The following is an 18397-nucleotide window of genomic DNA, read 5'->3' on the forward strand; positions in this document are numbered from 1 at the left end:
TTTTTTTTCATTTTTATAGAAATTATAAAGAGAGATGTGGTAGTATGGAAAATACCAGCGATACAAAAAGAAAATCTGGAATGGAGCTTGAGGTGAAAGATGGTGCTTTGCTGTGGCAGAGTATAGAAATAGACGAAAGTAAGAAGAGCGTATAAAAGCAGTGGAAAATGGAAGGAGAGTCTAAATGGATGAGCGAAGCAAACGGGCGCAGATGGAGCGGAAGAGGAGAATTCGTAGAAAGAAACAGAGACGTCGGGTTTTGATTAGTGCGCTGGTGGAAGTTTTGATTCTGGCAGTGTTGGCTTTGGCGTTTTGTTGGGATAGAGGACTTAGTGCTAAAGTGTCGGGAGTGCTCGGGATTTTCGACAGACCGCCTGCGACGGAACTGGATGTGTCGGGAGTGAACAGCTCAAATGTGCTTTTAATGGATGTAAAAAGCGGAAAGGTCATTGGAAATCTAAATGGGGAAGAGCGGATTTATCCGGCATCCATGACGAAGATCATGACTGCAATTGTGGCGCTGGAAGCATTTTCAGATCTGGATCATGAGATTACTTTAAGTGAGAATATTTTTTATGCTCTGGATGGACAGGATGCCACACAGGCAGGCTTTCAGCCAGGGGAGAGCGTGAGAGTGCGTGATCTGGTCTACGGCGTAATGCTGCCTTCCGGAGCAGAATGTTGTCTGGCTTTGGCAGATGAAGCATCCGGCTCAGAAGAAGCATTTGTGGAAAAGATGAATAAGAAGGCCAAGTCCATTGGGATGAAGGATACCCATTTTATGGATTGTACGGGATTACATGATCCAGAGCATTATAGTACAGCATATGATATTGCGCTGCTACTTAAGTATGCGTTACATAATGATACTTTCCGTGAAGTGGCAGAAAGCCATTTCCATTCTACGCCAGCTACCAATGTACATCCGGATGGAATTACCTATTACAGTACCATGTTTAAAAATATGTCGGATACATCGGTAACCGGCGGGGAAATTCTAGGTGGCAAAACCGGGTATACCTCTGAGGCAGGGCATTGTCTGGCAAGCTTTGCACAGATATATGGCAGGGAGTACATTCTGGTAACTGCAGGCGCCGCGGCGGACGCTACGGGAGTACCACATATTCTGGACGCGAAAACAATATATAACCGGCTGGGCGAAGCGGTGGCACAGAAATAAGAAATGACAAATCCAGTGAGGAAGTGAATGCTCTTTTTCTATGCTGTGTTTCGAGTCAGGCTGGTGTTATTTCGCCATTTGCAGGATTGCCACAATATCTTCTTTCGTCAACGGCTGGAAGAAGCCAATGTGTCCGTTTCTGCCGAAAACGCATTTCTCAGCCATTTCCTCGATTTGGGCATCGGTTGGATAAATGCCAAGTTCAGTGAGGGTGGTTGGCATGTCTATAGAGTGGCACCAAGTCTCCCAGGCAGTGATGGATGCGAGAACAGTATCCGTAATATCAGAATCGCTGGTCTGGGAAGCATCAATTCCGAAAACCTTCTCACCAAACTGTGCAAATCTTCCCGGATTTGTCTTATACACATATCTCGCCCAGCTTCCCCAGACAGATGCAAGTCCGGCTCCGTGAGCTACATCAAACATACCGCCGAGTTCATGCTCAATCTTATGTGTGGCGAAATCAGATACCCTTCCGGCACCGGTCAGACCGTTATGGGAAAGGCTTCCGGCCCACATGAGAGTAGCCCGGGCTTCATAGTTTTCAGGATCTTTTACAGCAACCTGGGCGGCATCACGAACGGAAATCATCAGTCCCTCTGCAATCCGGTCAGTAAGGCTGGTATCTGTGTCTGTAGGGGTAAAATAACGCTCCATAGTGTGCATCATAATATCAGCTGCGCCGCTGGCTGTCTGATACGCCGGAAGGCTGTAAGTCAGCTCAGGATTCATAATAGCAAATCTGGGGCGTGAGCAGTCGTGCCCATAGGAACGTTTCATCATACCGTCTTCAATGGTGAGAACCATGGAGGAAGACATCTCAGAACCGGCAGCTGCAATTGTAAGGATAACACCGATTGGCAGATTTTTATCTGTTTTTACACGACCGTAAAGCAGATCTTCTATTTCAAAATCATTGGCGATTCCGTAACCGATTCCCTTTGCTGTATCAATTACGCTGCCGCCTCCAATTGGCAGAAGGAAGTCAACACCTTCCGACCGTCCAATGCGGATCCCTTCTTTTACCAGGGAAAGGCGAGGATTGGGAACCACGCCACTAAAGTCTATATAGGAAAGTCCGGCTCCATTCAGATTCTGATGTACACGTTCCAATAATCCTGATGATTCAACATGTCCTCCTTTTTTTCCATAAATGATCATAACTTTATGCCCACCAAATGCGGCAACCTGTTTGCCAGCCTCGTTTTCCCGGTCTGCACCGAAAAGAACTCTGGTAGGAGTGTAAAAATCAAAATTTATCATGGGAAATGCCTCCGTAAAATATGAAAATAAATTTGCGATTCTTTGCAAAAAGTGTTCTGTGAGCGGTCTTATGCATCTGACATCATTATATATGCTGGAAATGTAAATGACCAGAGCGGATTTTGTAATTTTATGGGATAATTTTTCGAACGATAAAACTTTACTTTTAAGCTGTGATTTTGTAAGGTATGGTTATAGAGGAAAAACAGAAAAACGGTGCACAGTTATTCTTTACTTCCAATATAGAAAACTATATAATAAAAGGAGAACTGATAGATGAAAGATCTAAAGGATTTGAACCTGCTGGACCGTTTTCTGTTTGCTGAGGCGATGGAAGATCCGCAGAATATGCGGGATGTATTGGAAATTATTCTTGGAAAAGATGTAGTTTTGAAGCACCTACCCCAGACAGAAAAAGAAGCACGGATTTCACCAGCGTATCGTTTTGCTAAAGTGGATGTGTGGGCAAAGGATACAGATGAAGTTGTATATGATACAGAGGTACAGGGGACGAATACGAAGAATCTTCCCAAAAGAAGCAGATATTACGAAAGTATTATTGATGCGAAATTATTAAAACCCGGTGAACGTGATTTTAACAAAATGAATGATATCTATATTATTCTGATAGCTCCGTTTGATTTGTTTGGGAAGAGAAAATATATGTATACATTTGAGATGACCTGTAAAGAGGATCCATCTGTATCGCTTGAGGATGGCGCTACCCGCATTTTTCTGAATACCCATGGGGAAAATCCAGATGAAGTAAGTCCGGAGCTGGTAGAATTGCTTCATTATATTGAACATACCACTCAGGACATGGCAGATGGCTGTAAAAGCGAAAGAATACATAAGATGCAGAAGCGTATATGCAGTATCAAATCCAGTGAGGAAGTGAGTGTGAGATATATGCAGAGATGGGAAGAAATGGAAATGGAAAAAGAGGCGGCACGTGAATTAGGACTCGCAGAGGGCAGAACCCAGGGACTTACTGAGGGCAGAACCCAGGGTCTTGCGGAGGGAAGAGCGGAGGGAAGAGCGGAGGGAAGAGCAGAGGGAAGAAGTTCTATGGCACGATTGATAGATAAATTATTAGAAGAAAATCGCATAGAAGATTGTAAAAGAATAGCAAAAGACCCAGAATTTTGTCAACATCTGATGGAAGAATTTGGAATAGAGTAAAAAATAAAAGTGGAACATTCTTTAAAATTAATAAACAGAATGTTCCACTTTTCCTGTATCGTTATATGTTAGCTAGAGAATATCTGGCTTTTATCGATTTCCCTGGAAAGCAGCTTCTTATAACTGCAATCCATCCCGATTGCTCCAAGTGGTGCAGTGATCAGAATTCCCAGTACAGCCACAGAAAGCACGATCTGCCCGCAGGAAAGTCCCATAGCCATTGGAACAGACCCAATCGCTGCCTGTACGGTTGCTTTCGGAAGGTAGGCAATGGAACAGAACAGTCTTTCCCGCCATGTTAGGTTTGTTCCGGTAACACAAAGAGAAACGCCCAGGGTACGGATCAGAAGTGCTGCAAAGATCATGGCCAGGGCAGCAGGACCGGCTTTTAAGGTATAGCGGATATCTACAGAAGCACCTACAAGTACAAAAAGCAGGACTTCAGCAGCCAGCCATAGTTTCCCGAATTTCTGGGAAAGGCGGGCAGAAACGGAGGCGGTGCATTTTAGCTTCAAAACACAAGCCATGCTTATCACAGCCAGAAGTCCGGAGACGGAAACCACAGGCTTCAGCCATGTCTCAATGGACATAAGCAGGAAAGCCACGCCCATTACTACGATCACTTTCATGCTGTTTCGCACCATATGACTGTGCGCATAAGCAGTTTCGAAAAACAAGGAAAGAAGATAACCAGCCACACTTCCAAGTGCAATACCCAGGATAATGGAAACCGGAATGTTGATAAAATCTTTCAAATGTGCGCTGCCGCCCTGTGCCATAGTAGAAAATGTGGAAAACAGCACGATCACATAAATATCATCACAGGAAGCGCCTGCCAGGATCATCTGGGGAATGCTTTTGGCTGTGCCGTATTTTTCATCCATCAACTGTACCATTCTTGGGACAACTACAGCCGGGGATACCGCACCCATTACAGCGCCCATCACAGCCGCTTCCAGTCTGGTAATTCCCAGAAAATACGGTGCCAGCAAAAAGTAAGCCAGGATTTCGAAAGTTGCAGGAATGCAGGCCATCATGATGGCAGGACGTCCCACTTTCTTCAGATCGGCAAGATTCAGGGAAAGTCCCGCTTTCAGCAGGATAATGATCAACGCGATCTGCCGCAGCTCCGATGAGATGGACAGAATCGACGGATCCAATACGTTCAGCACATAAGGTCCCAGTAAAATACCGGTGATCAGCATACCGATAATACGCGGTAGTTTCAGTATCTGGCAAATAGCAGCCAGGGAAAGTCCCACAAGAAAAATAAAAGCCAGAGATGTTAACATTGTTATAAATTCCTCCTTTTTACGCAGAAAAGCTGATGCTTCCTGCGACAATTGTTATCACAGAAGTCATCAGCTTAATAAGCGGTTCGGGATGATCCCGGGGAGACATTCATTCCCATTTGTTTCTGGTGGTATAATAGCACATTATAAAAGTGGTGGCAAGAAGAAATTATAAATCAAATAACAACTTCTGCTGTGCACGTTACTGCTCACTCTGTGACCAGTAACCGCTCCGCGATGCACAGAAAGACGAACCTTCTTGTGACAAGCACAAGAAGTAGCGTTTGCTGCGCAAACTTAATTCTCGGGTTTTCTGTGAACTTTGTTCACGAAAAACACCTCGCGGAATGTTACCAGTGAACAGTAACCTGTGCACAACAACGTGCTTTGTAACATGTAGAATCTAAGTTTTGTATCATTAGGCGTTGGGTGAAGAGAATTAAAACAACGTCTCTTCATTCTCCTCAAAAAGTTTATCATTAATTTCAAACAACTTAAGCCTATGAAGCAGTCCATAATAAATAATGGCATCTCTTTTTAATTTCGGATAAAGCTGTGCCATTCCACAAAGCTTCAGCAGTTCCTGGGTTTCGTCAACCGTCGCTTCAAGCCCATAACACAGGCACAGCAGACGATTCCGCGATGGATTACGGCGGCCTGCGAAAATCTGATGGAGATATATTTCGCTCATACCGGCCTGTTTGGCAAGCGCTGCCTTAGAGATATGTTTCTTCTCGAACAGACGGTTTAATAATTCTGCCACACTCTTATTTTCAAATTGCTCCTGGTTCTGGGACAGAAACTGGCTCAGATCCGGGGAATCCATAAGCTCCTGCTGTAAACCATCTGTATTTTTCTTTTTCATATTCGCGCCTTTACAATAATTTGTCAATAAGTTAAAATAATTTTAACAATACAATCAAATAAAACTATACTATAAAAAATTCTGAAAAACAATATGCAGTCAGCATAGTGGTTGTTACCCTCTGGCAGTGTTCCATAGCTGTGGGAGTGCCATTGGCGAGGAACAGCTGATTCTCATAGCGTGCAGGTGATATGTCCATTTGGGGAATGATAGTTGGTGATAAGGAGAAATATGGAAATTTATGACAGTCTTTTAGGCGCAGTTTGTGACGAATATGACAGGGTCACATTGATCAAAAAAAGCGAGCGGGGCGAAGTAACCTTGATACGCCACAGGGCAAGCGGAAACCGCTATATTTTCAGACATTTTTCCGGCAGCAGTGAAGTGTACCGGAAGCTTCTTACGGTATCCTGTCCCAATCTGCCCCAGATCATGGAGGTGGGGGAAAAGGAGGGAAAAACAGCTCTTCTGGAAGAATATGTGCAAGGTGATACGCTGGGGGAGATTTTACAGGGCGGACTTTTGACAGCGGCACAGGCAAAGCAGATCACCCGCCAGCTGTGCATGGCTTTGTGGGTGCTTCATTCCCTGGGAGTTGTACATAGAGATGTAAAGCCAGATAATGTGATCATACGTGGAACCGAAGCGGTTCTTATCGATTTTGATGCTTCCAGAATTTATAAAAATGAAAACAGAGAAGATACACAGATTCTTGGAACCACAGGCTTTGCAGCACCGGAACAGTATGGGCTCTCCCAGTCTGATGGGCGTGCGGATATTTATGCACTGGGAGTTCTGCTGAACATTATGCTGACTGGGGAACATCCCTCCAGGAAGCTTGCCAGCGGAAGAATGGGCAGGATCGTCCAGCGTTGTACCATGGTAAATCCGGAGAAAAGATACAAGAATATCCTTCATCTGATGGAGGTTTTGTAAAGCATAAAAAGCTTATGGTCTCTGGAAAAAAGCCTGTAAATTTATAATACAAGATGGATAATTACTTACTAGAGTGTGTTTGAAAAATCATTCCCGCAATCTGCACGCCCCACTTTGCGGGAGATTTCACCGGAATTCGGTTGCCGTAGCCCGCTACGGCGCCCTCATCCGAGCGAAATCTCCCACAAATTGTGACGCACATTTTGCAGAAAGCCTTTTTCAAACACGCTCTAGCTGTAAGGTATGTTAACCATAAATATATCGTAATAGACCAGCTAGTTATAGTCAATACCTAAAAGACAAAAAATAGATATTTTTCTTTTATGTTTTGAAACCTAAAAATGAGTAACTTTAACAAACGTAAATCACTTGGATTTTCGTCAAGAAGCTCCTATGGTTTTATATAGCTGCATCTTTATGCAGCTGCTAAAGCAGGTCTTTGATACTGCTTACAGTGTTCTTCTGGTGACCGAAGCTCAAATGCCTTTTCATCACGAAGAACAGCAAATACGATGTTGCAGACTTTATGCATTACAGCACCGATTGCAACCATCTTAGGCTTTTGTCCAGACTTTAATTCGTAATACTTACGGAGGTATGGATTGATGCCCTCTCCATTACGTTTTGTACGAATGGAGGCGAGTGCTACGGCAAAGATAGCACGGCGCGCGATTCTGGAGCCACGTTTGCTCATATGTAACTGAGTGCCAACGAATTTTCCAGATTCATTTACTTCAGGATCTAATCCGAAGTAAGCAAAAAGTTGTTTTGGATTACGGAATGCTGAGAAATCACCTATTTCGCACATGATTGTTACAGCAGTCAGAAAGCCAACACCTGGGATTGTATTTAAAAGTTTAATCTGCTGAATAAACTTCTCGTTTTTATTGAATGTAATCAGCTGCCTAATACGATTCAGTATGGAATCCAAAGCAGAATCAAGCTTTTCAACAAGGTCCAAAGTTAAAAAGATATTGAAGTAGATACTGTCTATTTGACATCCAAATGTCTTTGCAGCATTAGCTGCAGCACAGAGTTTCTCATATCTTTCAGAAGCTTTGGCAAGACCTTTTCGTGAAGCTTTTGATATTTTTTCAATCATGGTCTTCTTATGACCACGAAGTATCTTGTCTGGAGTACCGTACTGGCGAAGAATCATTGTTGAGGTCTTGCCGGTAACATCACAGAAAACGTCAAGATACTGAGGAAACACGGTATGCAGGTCTCCTTTAAGTTTATTGATATGAGCAGAACGCTCATCAGTTAAATCGTAATACTTACGGGTAAGGCTACGCAGTTCAAGAACCAGCTTTGCTGGGAACTGGGAAACAGGAATATCTTTTGATAATCCTAGTTTGGCAATACCTTTAGAATCGATTTTATCATTTTTTACTTTTCTGATATTTCCATTCTTAGTAGAATGTGTAATAATAGGATTGATTATGGACGCGTTAAAACCACAATCAACAAGATAGCAGAAGAGCGGGAAATGATAAATCCCAGTGGATTCTAGAAAGGTGCGACTTTCTAAGGAATACAGCTCTTCTGCTTTTTTAATTTCAGAAACAGCTCGTTCCAAAGAATCCTTATTATTGTGAGTAATCTTGAAAGGTTTCAAGATCACTGTTTCGTCTGGCGCAAGAATTGTCATAAAGCTAAAAGCTGAACCGACATCAATGCCGACGGAAATATAGTTTTTGTTATGCATTATATGCTCCTTCCGATAGGGTTCCATAAAAAACAATGAATACACTACCTGGCGCGTTATACGGGTATAGCTTAATTGCTCCCAACCAGCCTAAAACATAAATTTTCATTGATGGAATGACAGTCTTAAGTTACGGGTATTACTGGACATAAGCCAGCTCCCTAGGAGAAAATCGTCCTTTTCCCTATCCAATGGAAAATAATACCTTATGTAACAGACATAGTCTAGGAGTGAATAATCATACAAAAATGTATGTAACTTATACACGTATCTATGGTTGGAGTGATTATGGAGGAGAATCCTCTTACCAACCAGGATATAGATTAGAGAATATGATGTGGATGACCTTATTGGTCTATGACTACATCATACCAGGAGAAAAATATGAGTAAAAAATGTATAAAATGCGGACAGCCTCTTTCGGACAACGCTTCTTTTTGTCCTCACTGTACAGCAGTCCAGAAGGAAAAACAGGAGATAAAAGCACCGAAACGATGGAGAAAGGCGGCTTTTGGAGCAGCTGCTGTGGTAGTGCTTCTGGCAGCTGTTGGAGCAGCTTTTTCCCTGCATCACCGTCCGAAGTCCTATGAGGGAGGGGCGCAGGTGGTTTATAAAGACAAAGGAAAATCTTATAAACTGCTGTTGAATTTTTCCGAAGATGATGGAGTAACAGGACATGCCCAGGGTGAACGTACTGATACATTGGCACAGGGAATGGAGAGTGCCCTTCCATGTCAGCTGTATGTTCTGGATCAGGAGACTGGAGAACTGGCGTGGGAAGAATTTACAGAAAAGGTAGTTTCCTGTAAGGTGGATACAAAACCTGGAGAAAATTCCCGGAAGGTAGATTATGTAGAACCGGTTCATAACGAGAGTTTTCCAAATGCAGCATATGTTTCTGATATTATTTATACCTCAGACAGCGGTACTAACGATATCTTGTGGAATCTGACGATGAAAAACGGAGATACGATTTCTCTTAGCACACGGCTTACCATTGAAAAGCAGGCAGCAGTTACCTATTTTTCAGAGGATACGCCTATGGAGACCACAGAGGAACTGAATGCATTGCTGGCTTCCATTGAGGAAGAGGTGTCATCGGAAATTCCGGTTTACCTTCATCTTCCGGCAGTAACTTATGATGGTGATATTGTTTTTGGAAATCATGTGTGGGGAATTTATGGCAGCTCAGACGGAGATGACGTGACTACTTTCACAGGAACCGTCAGCTTGCGCGGATTGAATGGAAATTACGCGGAAATGTCAGGAATCCAGTTTAAAGGGAATTCTGGAATTGGGGTGAACGCGTATTGTCTTACTTTACTTTCCAAATGCAGTTTTAATGGTTGGGATACGGCTGCAATTGCCAATAATGAAGCCTGGGTAAATGCAATGGACTGTACTTTTACCAATAATAAAATTGCACTGAAGTTTAACAGCAGCATGGCTTATGGTACAGCGCCCAACTATCTGAATAATACATTTACCGGAAATGGAACGGCGGTCTGCATTGAGAATCTACCTGGGAATGAAGTCCTTGATTTCGCGGGAAGTACTTTCTCAGAAAATGATGTGGACATTGATAATAAAGCAGAGCATTCGGTGGATACGGCGAAGGCAAATTTTGAGACTGCTTCGGAGTAATGCTCTGTGAGGGCTTTTTTATATAGCGTTCAAGTAATATTTTAATAAGAGTTTTAGGGTTACAGATTAATCATTTTGCGGTCTGTAACTCTTTTTATATTACGGCACAATGGCAGATGCCGCCGAGACTCCCTGCTGCAGTAGCAGAATCCTGCAAAGTATGATTTCTGTGCATCGCGAAGCGTGTTGCTGTGAAGGTCGTGAACAGTAATAATTTCTTCTTGTACTATGCTTTCAGGTAATTGCTTTCCTTCCTCCTATTATTATATGATAACTTATCAGTCTCAAATAAAATTACAAAAAATGGGGGTCAAAGGATGAAGAAAAGAACATTAGCGCTGGCGTTGGCATTGGGGTGCGTATTTATGTCTCCAACGCTTTCCTATGGGGAAGAGAATGCAGAGGTAGTTTCAGAAATAGAAGAGGATTCCAGTACGGATGAAGGAAACAATAACTCCTGGGGAAAAGTTGCGGTAGTAGATGACTTCGGGGATGCAACGGGGCAATCTGTTATAAGTACGGTTGTTTCCGGAACCTTTAGCAACACGGCAACAACCGGTAGTGATCTGCTTGTCACAGCATATATTAATTTTGATGAATTTGATTATTGTTATGATTTATCTTTTAAACTTTTAGAGTATAAGGATACCCCTGCTACTTATTTTTCTTCTGATTCTAAAGAATTGAAAATAAAAGTTGGAAGTATAAATACGGTATATGAATATGGTTTGCTAGGTGAGGAACCCAATGGCAATGTTTATGTCAGCGGATCTTCAGGAGAAGATATTGTGAAATGTTTATATGAAGGAAATGATATACGTTGTGTACTGAATCTTGGTTCATCTAAATATAGCTTTGCATTGGAAGCAGGCAATATCGCAGAGCTAATTGATGAAGGCGGATATGGTGCGCCGTTAGATGAGGAAGGCAGGAAGGAAAGAAAAAGTAAACATGAAATAGAAGAAGCGCAGGAAAGCAGCAGGAAAAAACAGGAAGCAGAGCTTGCACAGGCGGAGAAGGTTATAAAACCCAAAGATGATTTTATTGCTGCATATGTGAATCATACAGATGCGGATAATGACTATGAAAGTGGATTTTATTACTTCAAAGCTCATGCAGACGAGTTTGAGACTTTAACAGAAGAGGAATTATCCTCCATTTTTCCATGCAGATTCCGGTATTATACGGTCAACTGGGCAATTGGCGGAACCACTGGTGCCGGAGACCTTTATGAATATGACGCAGATGGTAATACAAAACAGCTTGGAAGCTTTGGAACAGATGACAGCTATCGCACAAGAGAAGAAATAAATCCCAACTGGCCTGAGATTAATGGAAGCTGGCGAATCGAAGATGGAAAACTGATCCGAACAATTACATCTGGAAATCAGGAAAAACGTTATATTGTGAAATCATTAGACCGTGACGGCTATTATTTATTATGCTTTGAAAGTGCAACCGGCGAGGTGAATGCGGTTATGATGATTGTTTTATATGATGAGAACAATATGCCGTTGTATGAATTTACAGAAAATTAAGTACAAAATAGCGAGAGAAGCTATGCGGGGAGGGACTGTGGTCAGCACAAATTAAACGAAACGGGAGAGACACATTTTGAGAGTTTTTAAGAGTGAAAAATGGGTTAGGGACACCTGATTTACATATTAAAAATGACGGAAGTCTGCCCAAAAAGGGAATCACGAAAGTGATTCCCTTTTATAAAAAGCTTTATTTTATGCGATTCCCCGGTAAAAATTATTCTCCGAAATATCTCTTAAGCAGACCAGCGAATGCTTTTCCGTGTCTAGCCTCGTCTCTTGCCATTTCATGAACTGTATCATGGATTGCGTCAAGGTTAGCTGCTTTAGCACGTTTCGCAAGATCAGTCTTACCAGCTGTAGCGCCGTTCTCAGCTGCTACACGCATCTCAAGGTTCTTCTTGGTGCTGTCTGTAACAACTTCACCTAATAACTCAGCGAATTTAGCTGCGTGCTCTGCTTCTTCATAAGCAGCTTTCTCATAATACATACCAACTTCCGGATATCCTTCTCTGTGAGCAACACGTGCCATAGCAAGATACATACCAACCTCAGAGCACTCGCCCTCGAAGTTTGCTCTTAAATCAGCAAGGATGTCTTCGCTGACACCTTTAGCAACGCCCACAACATGCTCAGCTGCCCATGCCATTTCATCATCCTGTTTCGTAAATTTCTCAGCCGGAGCCTTGCAGATTGGACATACTTCCGGAGCTGTGTCACCTTCATGAACATAACCACATACACTACATACCCATTTAGCCATAATTAAATTCTCCTTTTCTTATATAAAATTTTTATTTAGTTTTTAATAATAGTAATCATTACTGTTTTATGGTAACATATTGTTTCTTGCTTGTCAAGAGTTATTGAAACTTTTTTCTAACAGGATCGAATGTTCACTTAAAGTTTGGTGCTGTGGCCATTGCTTGTCGAGCGGCTGTAATTCCCTACAGAATAGCTATGATCAGAAAATGAAAAATTTATTCAACTGATTAGTGAGACTCTTCCTTCAGGCATTCCTTGCAAATTCCGAAAAATCTTGCTTTATAATCGGAAATCTGACCATCCTTAAAGTCAGCTGCAATACTCTCAAGGCTTTTATCAATATGTTCGCTGAATACGTCCATCACTCTGCCGCAGCGGGTGCACATAAAGTGACAATGGGGAACGGTGCGGGCATCGAATCGGTCTGCTCCGCCAAAGCTGGAAAGCTTCTGTATTTCACCCAGATCAGCGAGAAGAGAGAGGTTTCGGTATACAGTTCCAAGGCTGATGTTTGGATAAATCTGCTTCATATTCTCATAAACAAAATCAGCGGTGGGATGGTCGGTTCTGCCAGTAAGAAACTCCTTAATAGATTCTCTCTGGCGGCTGTATTTCAATGTGGCCATCTGATTCCTCCTTTCTCTCAATAATAGTAATTGTTACTGATATTAATATACAAGATAATTGCAAATTTGTCAATAGTAATTTGGCTAAATTTACACTAAAATTATAAATATTGCATCGCTGTAAAATGATAAATTTGGGTTTACAAACCCATTAAAATGTGATACGCTCTTTTATATGAATTTATAAGCCAAACCCATAGAAAAAGAGAGTACATTTGCGTACCGCATTACAGAGAATCCCCCGGGAGATGAGCAGTTAAGAGTTGCTTTTCCAGGCTGAGAGGGGGTGTGTATGGAACAGATGGAAGATGGCTTTGGAGGGGCGCAGTTGAAGTAATTTAGGCTGCGACAGGAACGCCTGTTATAGCGTAAGGGTATGAAGGTACCCGGTGAGATTCCCGAAGATGGTTTTTCCATCTGTACCGTGAGGCGGGAATGAATAGAAGTGGTAACACGGGATAACTCGTCTTCTCAGTATATTTGAGAAGACGTTTTTTTATGTTGTGACAGGAAGGAGAAGTTTAACCAGCTCTTTTTGTTACACAGAAAAGGAGGAAATACAATGAGTAAACCAAAATATTACATCACCACAGCCATTGCCTATACATCTGGCAAGCCGCACATTGGCAATACCTACGAGGCGGTTCTGGCAGACGCCATTGCGCGTTATAAAAGACAGCAGGGCTACGACGTATTTTTCCAGACCGGAACTGACGAGCATGGCCAGAAGATTGAGCTGAAAGCAGAAGAAGCAGGTGTTACACCTAAGGAATTCGTTGATAACGTATCCGGTCAGATCAAGAGCATCTGGGATCTGATGAACACATCCTATGACAAATTCATCCGTACCACAGATGAAGACCATGAGAAACAGGTTCAGAAGATTTTCAAGAAAATGTATGCAAAAGGGGACATCTACAAGGGAGAGTACGAGGGAATGTACTGTACTCCATGTGAGTCCTTCTTCACAGAATCCCAGCTTGTAGACGGAAAATGTCCGGACTGCGGACGCCCATGCGTACCAGCCAAAGAAGAGGCTTATTTCTTCAAAATGAGCAAATACGCAGACCGTCTGATTGAGCACATTAAGACACATCCGGAATTCATTCAGCCGGAATCCCGTAAGAACGAGATGATGAACAACTTCCTTCTTCCGGGACTTCAGGATCTGTGCGTATCCAGAACTTCTTTCAAATGGGGAATTCCGGTAGACTTTGATCCGAAGCATGTTGTATATGTATGGCTGGATGCCCTGACCAACTATATTACCGGAATCGGTTATGATTGCGATGGAGACAATTCTGAACTGTTTAACAAGATGTGGCCTGCCGACCTTCATCTTATTGGAAAAGATATCATCCGTTTCCATACTATTTACTGGCCAATCTTCCTGATGTCACTGGATCTGCCTCTTCCGAAGCAGGTATTCGGTCATCCGTGGCTTCTCCAGGGCGATGGAAAAATGAGCAAATCCAAAGGAAACGTTATCTACGCAGACGAGCTGGTTGATTTCTTCGGCGTTGATGCTGTCCGTTATTTCGTACTTCATGAAATGCCGTTTGACAACGATGGTGTGATCACCTGGGAGCTGATGGTAGAGCGTATGAATTCCGAGCTGGCAAATACTCTTGGAAACCTGGTAAACCGTACCATCTCCATGTCAAACAAATACTTTGGCGGCGTGGTAGAGAATAAAGGCGTAACAGAACCTGTTGACGATGATCTGAAGAGCTTCATTCTTTCTGTTCCTGCAAAGGTTGATGCAAAGATGGAGAAACTTCGTGTAGCAGATGCCATCACAGAAGTGTTCACTATTTTCAAACGCTGCAACAAATATATTGATGAGACAATGCCATGGGCACTTGCAAAGGACGAATCCAAACAGGATCGTCTTGCAACCGTTCTTTACAATCTGGTTGAGGGCATTTGCATTGGAACCACTCTTCTTGGGTCCTTTATGCCGGACACAACAAAGAGAATCCTTGGTCAGTTAAATGCTTCAGAGAGAACTCTTGAGGATCTGAAGACATTTGGACTGTATCCGTCAGGAAACAAGGTAACAGATAAACCGGAGATCCTTTTTGCCCGTATGGACATCAAAGAAGTTATGGAAAAAGTAAACGAGCTTCATCCACCGAAAGAAGAGCCGAAGGAAGAAAAGCCAGAGGAGAAGGTTGTAGATATTGAGGCGAAGCCGGAGATCACATTTGATGATTTCGCAAAGCTTCAGTTCCAGGTTGGTGAGGTTATTGCCTGTGAGGCGGTGAAGAAATCCAAGAAGCTTCTTTGCTCCCAGGTTAAGATTGGAAGCCAGGTTCGCCAGATCGTATCTGGAATCAAGGCTTACTATACACCAGAGGAAATGGTTGGCAAAAAGGTTATGGTAGTAACCAACTTAAAACCAGCGAAACTTGCAGGAATTCTTAGTGAGGGAATGATTCTCTGCGCAGAGGATGCTGAGGGAAATGTATGCGTAGTCAGCCCTGAAAAAAATATGCCGACAGGATCTGAAATCTGCTGATTTTGACCGGAAGCGTCCATCTGATATAGCCGGAATATAATATAATAGGTTAATATTGTTATAAAAAGGGACGAATTATGTGTAATAAACTAAGCCATTTTGATAAAAATGGTAATGCTGTTATGGTGGATGTCTCGGATAAACCGATTACCCACAGAACTGCAATTGCAACAGGTTCTATCCAGGTTGGAGCAGAAATCATGGAGCATCTTACTGCAGGCACTGTGGCAAAGGGAGACGTTCTTGGCGTTGCCAGAGTTGCCGGGATCATGTCTGTGAAGCACACCTCGGATCTGGTACCTATGTGCCATCCTTTGCCGGTTACCAAATGTACCATTGATTTCGAAATTGAAAAAGAAAATGGAATTATCCGCACTTTTTGCACTGTGAAGACAGACGGTAAAACCGGTGTGGAAATGGAAGCCCTTACAGGTGTTCAGGTGACTCTTCTTACAATTTATGATATGTGCAAGGCAATCGACAAGCATATGGTGATGACAGATATTCACCTGGTAGAGAAAACTGGCGGTAAGAGTGGGGATTTTTTGTTCAAAGAAATAAAAAATGAAGGGGAGAAAAATGAAGCGAGTAGCAATTATCACATCCAGTGATATGGGATTTCAGGGTAAGCGGGAAGATTTAAGCGGTCCGGCGATTCAGGAAATCGTAGAAAGAGAAGGCTATCAGGTAGTCTCTATGGATATTCTTCCAGATGACCGTGCCATGCTTTCTAAGAGAATGGCGGAAATCGCAGATGAGAATCAGGCAGAACTGATTTTGACTACTGGCGGAACTGGCTTTTCCCCGCGGGATGTTATGCCGGAGGCCACCGAAGATATTACAGAACGTAAGGTTCCGGGAATCCCGGAGGCCATCCGCGCTTACAGCATGACGATCACAAACCGCGCCATGCTCAGCCGCGCTACAGCCGGAATCCGAAAAAAGACTCTGATCATTAATCTTCCAGGCAGTCCGAAAGCAGTAAAGGAGAGTCTGGAATACATTATTGGAGCTCTTGGTCATGGTATTGAGATTATGACCGGGGAAGCTGGAAATTGTGCAAGGCAGTAAATATTCATAAATTTTATAGTAAATGAGAATCCCCTCCACTATGCAGCAGTTGCTTTTGTGGAGGGGATTCTTAGTTTGGGGGCTGACGAAGACTGCTTATGGCTGCTCTTTCATAGTTTTAAAATACTGGCTTGTTACAATCAGAGAGTTGTGCACCATATCTTCCAGTGCCTGATCTGTAAAATATGCGGCGTGAGGCAGCATAAGTACATTAGGCATAGAGTTTAAGATTGCCATTTCGTGATGTATAATCATCTGATTTTTGTGATCCCGGTAATAAATATTCCGGTCTCCATCAATTACATCAAGACCTGCTCCTGCAATATGGCCGCTTTCAAGTGCTTTGATAAGTGCTGTTGAATCAATGATGGAACCACGGGCAGTATTTTTTAGTGTAGGTTTTTCGCTGAGAAGCTTAAGGTCTATATTGTAATTCTGGTAATACTTCTCAAAAACAGGAAGTTCTTCCGGTTCAACAGCATATGCGATCATTTTCATCTGGTTTTTCATTTTCCGTCACTGTCCTTGGTATTGCCGGAAGCTGTGATCAGATCCAGTTTGGTAAGCGTGGTAAAAGCAAGCAAAATAAATGCACCGCCTCCGGCACCGTAAAAACCTGTGTAGGCACCTAATATCAGACCAATGAGTACCGCCCGGATTGCAAGCTGTCTTCTGGAAAGGGTGTCCATCTTGCTTTCTTCGCCTAAGCTTTTGTTGGCAAGGATGAAGACCGCTGCAACGGGAAGGAGTAGTACCATTATTATCTGCAGATATTTGGCTGAGAGGATCAGATTAAGCTTTGCGCCAAGGACGGAGCCGATGACAGCATTTATTCCTGCTATGGATGCAGTGAACCAGTAAACATGTCCGCTTTTTATAAATTTATAAAGTGATGTGAAGCCGCCGAGAAGACCGGAACACTGAAATAGAACTTTCAAAAAGCGGTTTATAACACTTTACTGGTATAATTTTTGTATGCTATAATTGTTGTATCTCAAAGAAAAATGAGGCAGAAAAATGATATTTGATACACATGCACATTATGATGATGAGGCATTTGACGAAGACAGAGATCAGCTCCTTTCTTCCATGAAAGACGGGGGAGTGGGCTGTATTGTAAATGTGTGCGCGTCCGTCGGAGGATTTGGCGGGACCTTGGAATTGATGAAAGCGTATCCTTTTGTGTATGGCGCAGTGGGGGTTCATCCCGACGATGCAGGAATTATGACACAGGATACTCTGGATGAGATCCGGCGTCTTTCCCATATGGAGAAAATGGTCGCCATCGGAGAAATCGGTCTGGATTACTACTGGCATAAGGAAGAGGCAGAGCATAAACAGCAGCAGGAGATGTTCCGGGCGCAGATGGACATTGCTAGGGAGGAGAAGCTGCCATTTATGATCCACAGCCGGGATGCAGCCGAGGACACTCTGGAGATTGTAAAGGAATATATGAAAAAAGATATGTTCGGAGGAATCATTCACTGCTTTTCCTACAGTAAGGAGATTGCGGCGGAATATTTGAAAATGGGACTTTATCTTGGCATTGGCGGCGTGCTTACTTTCAAAAATGCAAAGAAGCTGAAAGAAGTAGCTGCCATAGCGCCGCTGTCCCAGATCGTTCTGGAAACGGACTGCCCTTACATGGCACCGGAGCCCAATCGAGGCAGGAGAAATTCCTCCTTGAATCTGCCCTATGTTGCAGAAGCCCTGGCGCAGATCAAGGGAATTACTGCAGAAGAAGTAATTGCAGTGACGGAAGAGAATGCGAAGCGGTTATTATTCAGAGCATAAATTTTGACGGAC

Annotated in this window: 18 protein-coding genes, 1 pseudogene, 1 riboswitch and 1 other annotated feature; of the genes and pseudogenes, 10 read left to right on the forward strand and 9 right to left on the reverse strand. The window is 43.0% G+C overall.

The features are described 5' to 3' along the window. The first annotated feature begins 184 nt into the window (after positions 1-184). The gene (locus tag AB5170_RS12535; RefSeq protein WP_226821653.1) at positions 185-1180 is read left to right on the forward strand and encodes a D-alanyl-D-alanine carboxypeptidase family protein; all 996 of its coding nucleotides are present in this window, start codon (positions 185-187) and stop codon (positions 1178-1180) included. Between the two features lie 66 nt (positions 1181-1246). Here AB5170_RS12535 and AB5170_RS12540 read toward each other — a convergent pair whose 3' ends face one another. Further along, positions 1247-2443, reverse strand: coding sequence for an iron-containing alcohol dehydrogenase (locus tag AB5170_RS12540; RefSeq protein ID WP_173718532.1), 1197 nt, complete (start codon positions 2441-2443; stop codon positions 1247-1249). 276 nt (positions 2444-2719) lie between these two features. On the opposite strand from AB5170_RS12540, the gene AB5170_RS12545 reads away from it, so the two are divergent. Next, entirely contained in the window at positions 2720-3625 is a 906-nt protein-coding gene (locus AB5170_RS12545) for an Rpn family recombination-promoting nuclease/putative transposase (protein ID WP_195379951.1), read from the forward strand. Between the two features lie 68 nt (positions 3626-3693). On the opposite strand, the gene AB5170_RS12550 is transcribed toward AB5170_RS12545, so the two are convergent. Both AB5170_RS12550 and AB5170_RS12555 read right to left on the reverse strand, forming a co-directional pair. Further along, the gene (locus tag AB5170_RS12550) at positions 3694-4917 is read right to left on the reverse strand and encodes a sodium:proton antiporter (RefSeq protein ID WP_173717003.1); all 1224 of its coding nucleotides are present in this window, start codon (positions 4915-4917) and stop codon (positions 3694-3696) included. Between the two features lie 53 nt (positions 4918-4970). Then, a riboswitch (Fluoride riboswitch) is annotated at positions 4971-5043 on the reverse strand. Positions 5044-5356: 313 nt separating this feature from the next. After that, positions 5357-5782, reverse strand: coding sequence for a helix-turn-helix domain-containing protein (locus tag AB5170_RS12555; RefSeq protein ID WP_148463803.1), 426 nt, complete (start codon positions 5780-5782; stop codon positions 5357-5359). 231 nt (positions 5783-6013) lie between these two features. Between AB5170_RS12555 and AB5170_RS12560 the strand changes: the two genes are divergently transcribed. Then, positions 6014-6718, forward strand: a complete 705-nt coding sequence (locus tag AB5170_RS12560) for a serine/threonine-protein kinase (RefSeq protein WP_148463804.1) — start codon at positions 6014-6016, stop codon at positions 6716-6718. A 61-nt stretch (positions 6719-6779) separates the two neighbouring features. On the opposite strand, the gene AB5170_RS12565 is transcribed toward AB5170_RS12560, so the two are convergent. Further along, entirely contained in the window at positions 6780-6908 is a 129-nt protein-coding gene (locus AB5170_RS12565) for a DUF6783 domain-containing protein (protein ID WP_319017833.1), read from the reverse strand. Here AB5170_RS12565 and AB5170_RS12570 point away from each other — a divergent pair. Further along, positions 6858-6968: pseudogene (locus tag AB5170_RS12570) on the forward strand (DUF6783 domain-containing protein); the annotation flags it as partial. The gene AB5170_RS12565 and the pseudogene AB5170_RS12570 overlap by 51 nt on opposite strands. A gap of 165 nt (positions 6969-7133) precedes the next feature. On the opposite strand, the gene AB5170_RS12575 reads toward AB5170_RS12570, so the two are convergent. Continuing rightward, a complete protein-coding gene (locus AB5170_RS12575) occupies positions 7134-8426 on the reverse strand; it encodes an IS110 family transposase (RefSeq protein ID WP_023921410.1) in 1293 nt (430 codons plus the stop codon). 384 nt (positions 8427-8810) lie between these two features. Between AB5170_RS12575 and AB5170_RS12580 the strand changes: the two genes are divergently transcribed. Both AB5170_RS12580 and AB5170_RS12585 read left to right on the forward strand, forming a co-directional pair. Next, positions 8811-10070 (forward strand): zinc ribbon domain-containing protein, encoded by a 1260-nt coding sequence (locus tag AB5170_RS12580; protein ID WP_173717434.1) that lies wholly within the window; start codon positions 8811-8813, stop codon positions 10068-10070. A gap of 317 nt (positions 10071-10387) precedes the next feature. Next, positions 10388-11608, forward strand: coding sequence for a hypothetical protein (locus tag AB5170_RS12585; RefSeq protein WP_173717435.1), 1221 nt, complete (start codon positions 10388-10390; stop codon positions 11606-11608). A 217-nt stretch (positions 11609-11825) separates the two neighbouring features. Here AB5170_RS12585 and AB5170_RS12590 read toward each other — a convergent pair whose 3' ends face one another. Further along, complete coding sequence (locus AB5170_RS12590) at positions 11826-12371, reverse strand: NADH peroxidase (protein WP_148463755.1); 546 nt, start codon at positions 12369-12371, stop codon at positions 11826-11828. Between the two features lie 229 nt (positions 12372-12600). Further along, positions 12601-12999, reverse strand: coding sequence for a transcriptional repressor (locus AB5170_RS12595; RefSeq protein WP_118577930.1), 399 nt, complete (start codon positions 12997-12999; stop codon positions 12601-12603). Positions 13000-13187: 188 nt separating this feature from the next. Further along, positions 13188-13473 (forward strand) — a binding site (T-box leader). An 88-nt stretch (positions 13474-13561) separates the two neighbouring features. Here AB5170_RS12595 and metG point away from each other — a divergent pair. The 3 genes from metG (at position 13562) to AB5170_RS12610 (ending at position 16591) form a co-directional block, all read left to right on the forward strand. After that, entirely contained in the window at positions 13562-15520 is a 1959-nt protein-coding gene (gene metG, locus AB5170_RS12600; protein WP_368361425.1) for a methionine--tRNA ligase, read from the forward strand. Positions 15521-15597: 77 nt separating this feature from the next. Further along, positions 15598-16131 (forward strand): cyclic pyranopterin monophosphate synthase MoaC, encoded by a 534-nt coding sequence (gene moaC / locus AB5170_RS12605; protein WP_368361424.1) that lies wholly within the window; start codon positions 15598-15600, stop codon positions 16129-16131. Next, the gene (locus tag AB5170_RS12610; RefSeq protein WP_173735405.1) at positions 16100-16591 is read left to right on the forward strand and encodes a molybdenum cofactor biosynthesis protein B; all 492 of its coding nucleotides are present in this window, start codon (positions 16100-16102) and stop codon (positions 16589-16591) included. Before moaC ends, AB5170_RS12610 begins: the two co-directional genes overlap by 32 nt. A 96-nt stretch (positions 16592-16687) precedes the next feature. Here the strand turns inward: AB5170_RS12610 and AB5170_RS12615 are convergent, their stop codons facing one another. Both AB5170_RS12615 and AB5170_RS12620 read right to left on the reverse strand, forming a co-directional pair. After that, a complete protein-coding gene (locus AB5170_RS12615; RefSeq protein ID WP_173774000.1) occupies positions 16688-17101 on the reverse strand; it encodes an NAD(P)-dependent oxidoreductase in 414 nt (137 codons plus the stop codon). After that, the gene (locus AB5170_RS12620) at positions 17098-17529 is read right to left on the reverse strand and encodes a TSUP family transporter (RefSeq protein ID WP_173735403.1); all 432 of its coding nucleotides are present in this window, start codon (positions 17527-17529) and stop codon (positions 17098-17100) included. Before AB5170_RS12620 ends, AB5170_RS12615 begins: the two co-directional genes overlap by 4 nt. 79 nt (positions 17530-17608) lie before the next feature. On the opposite strand from AB5170_RS12620, the gene AB5170_RS12625 reads away from it, so the two are divergent. Further along, positions 17609-18385: a TatD family hydrolase gene (locus AB5170_RS12625; protein WP_173773999.1), complete on the forward strand. Its 777-nt coding sequence runs from the start codon at positions 17609-17611 to the stop codon at positions 18383-18385. Positions 18386-18397: the final 12 nt, after the last annotated feature.

The organism is Ruminococcus sp. RTP21484sp1_RTP21281st1_A8_RTP21281_210402 (assembly GCF_040914025.1).
GTDB lineage: Bacteria > Bacillota > Clostridia > Lachnospirales > Lachnospiraceae > Blautia_A > Blautia_A faecis.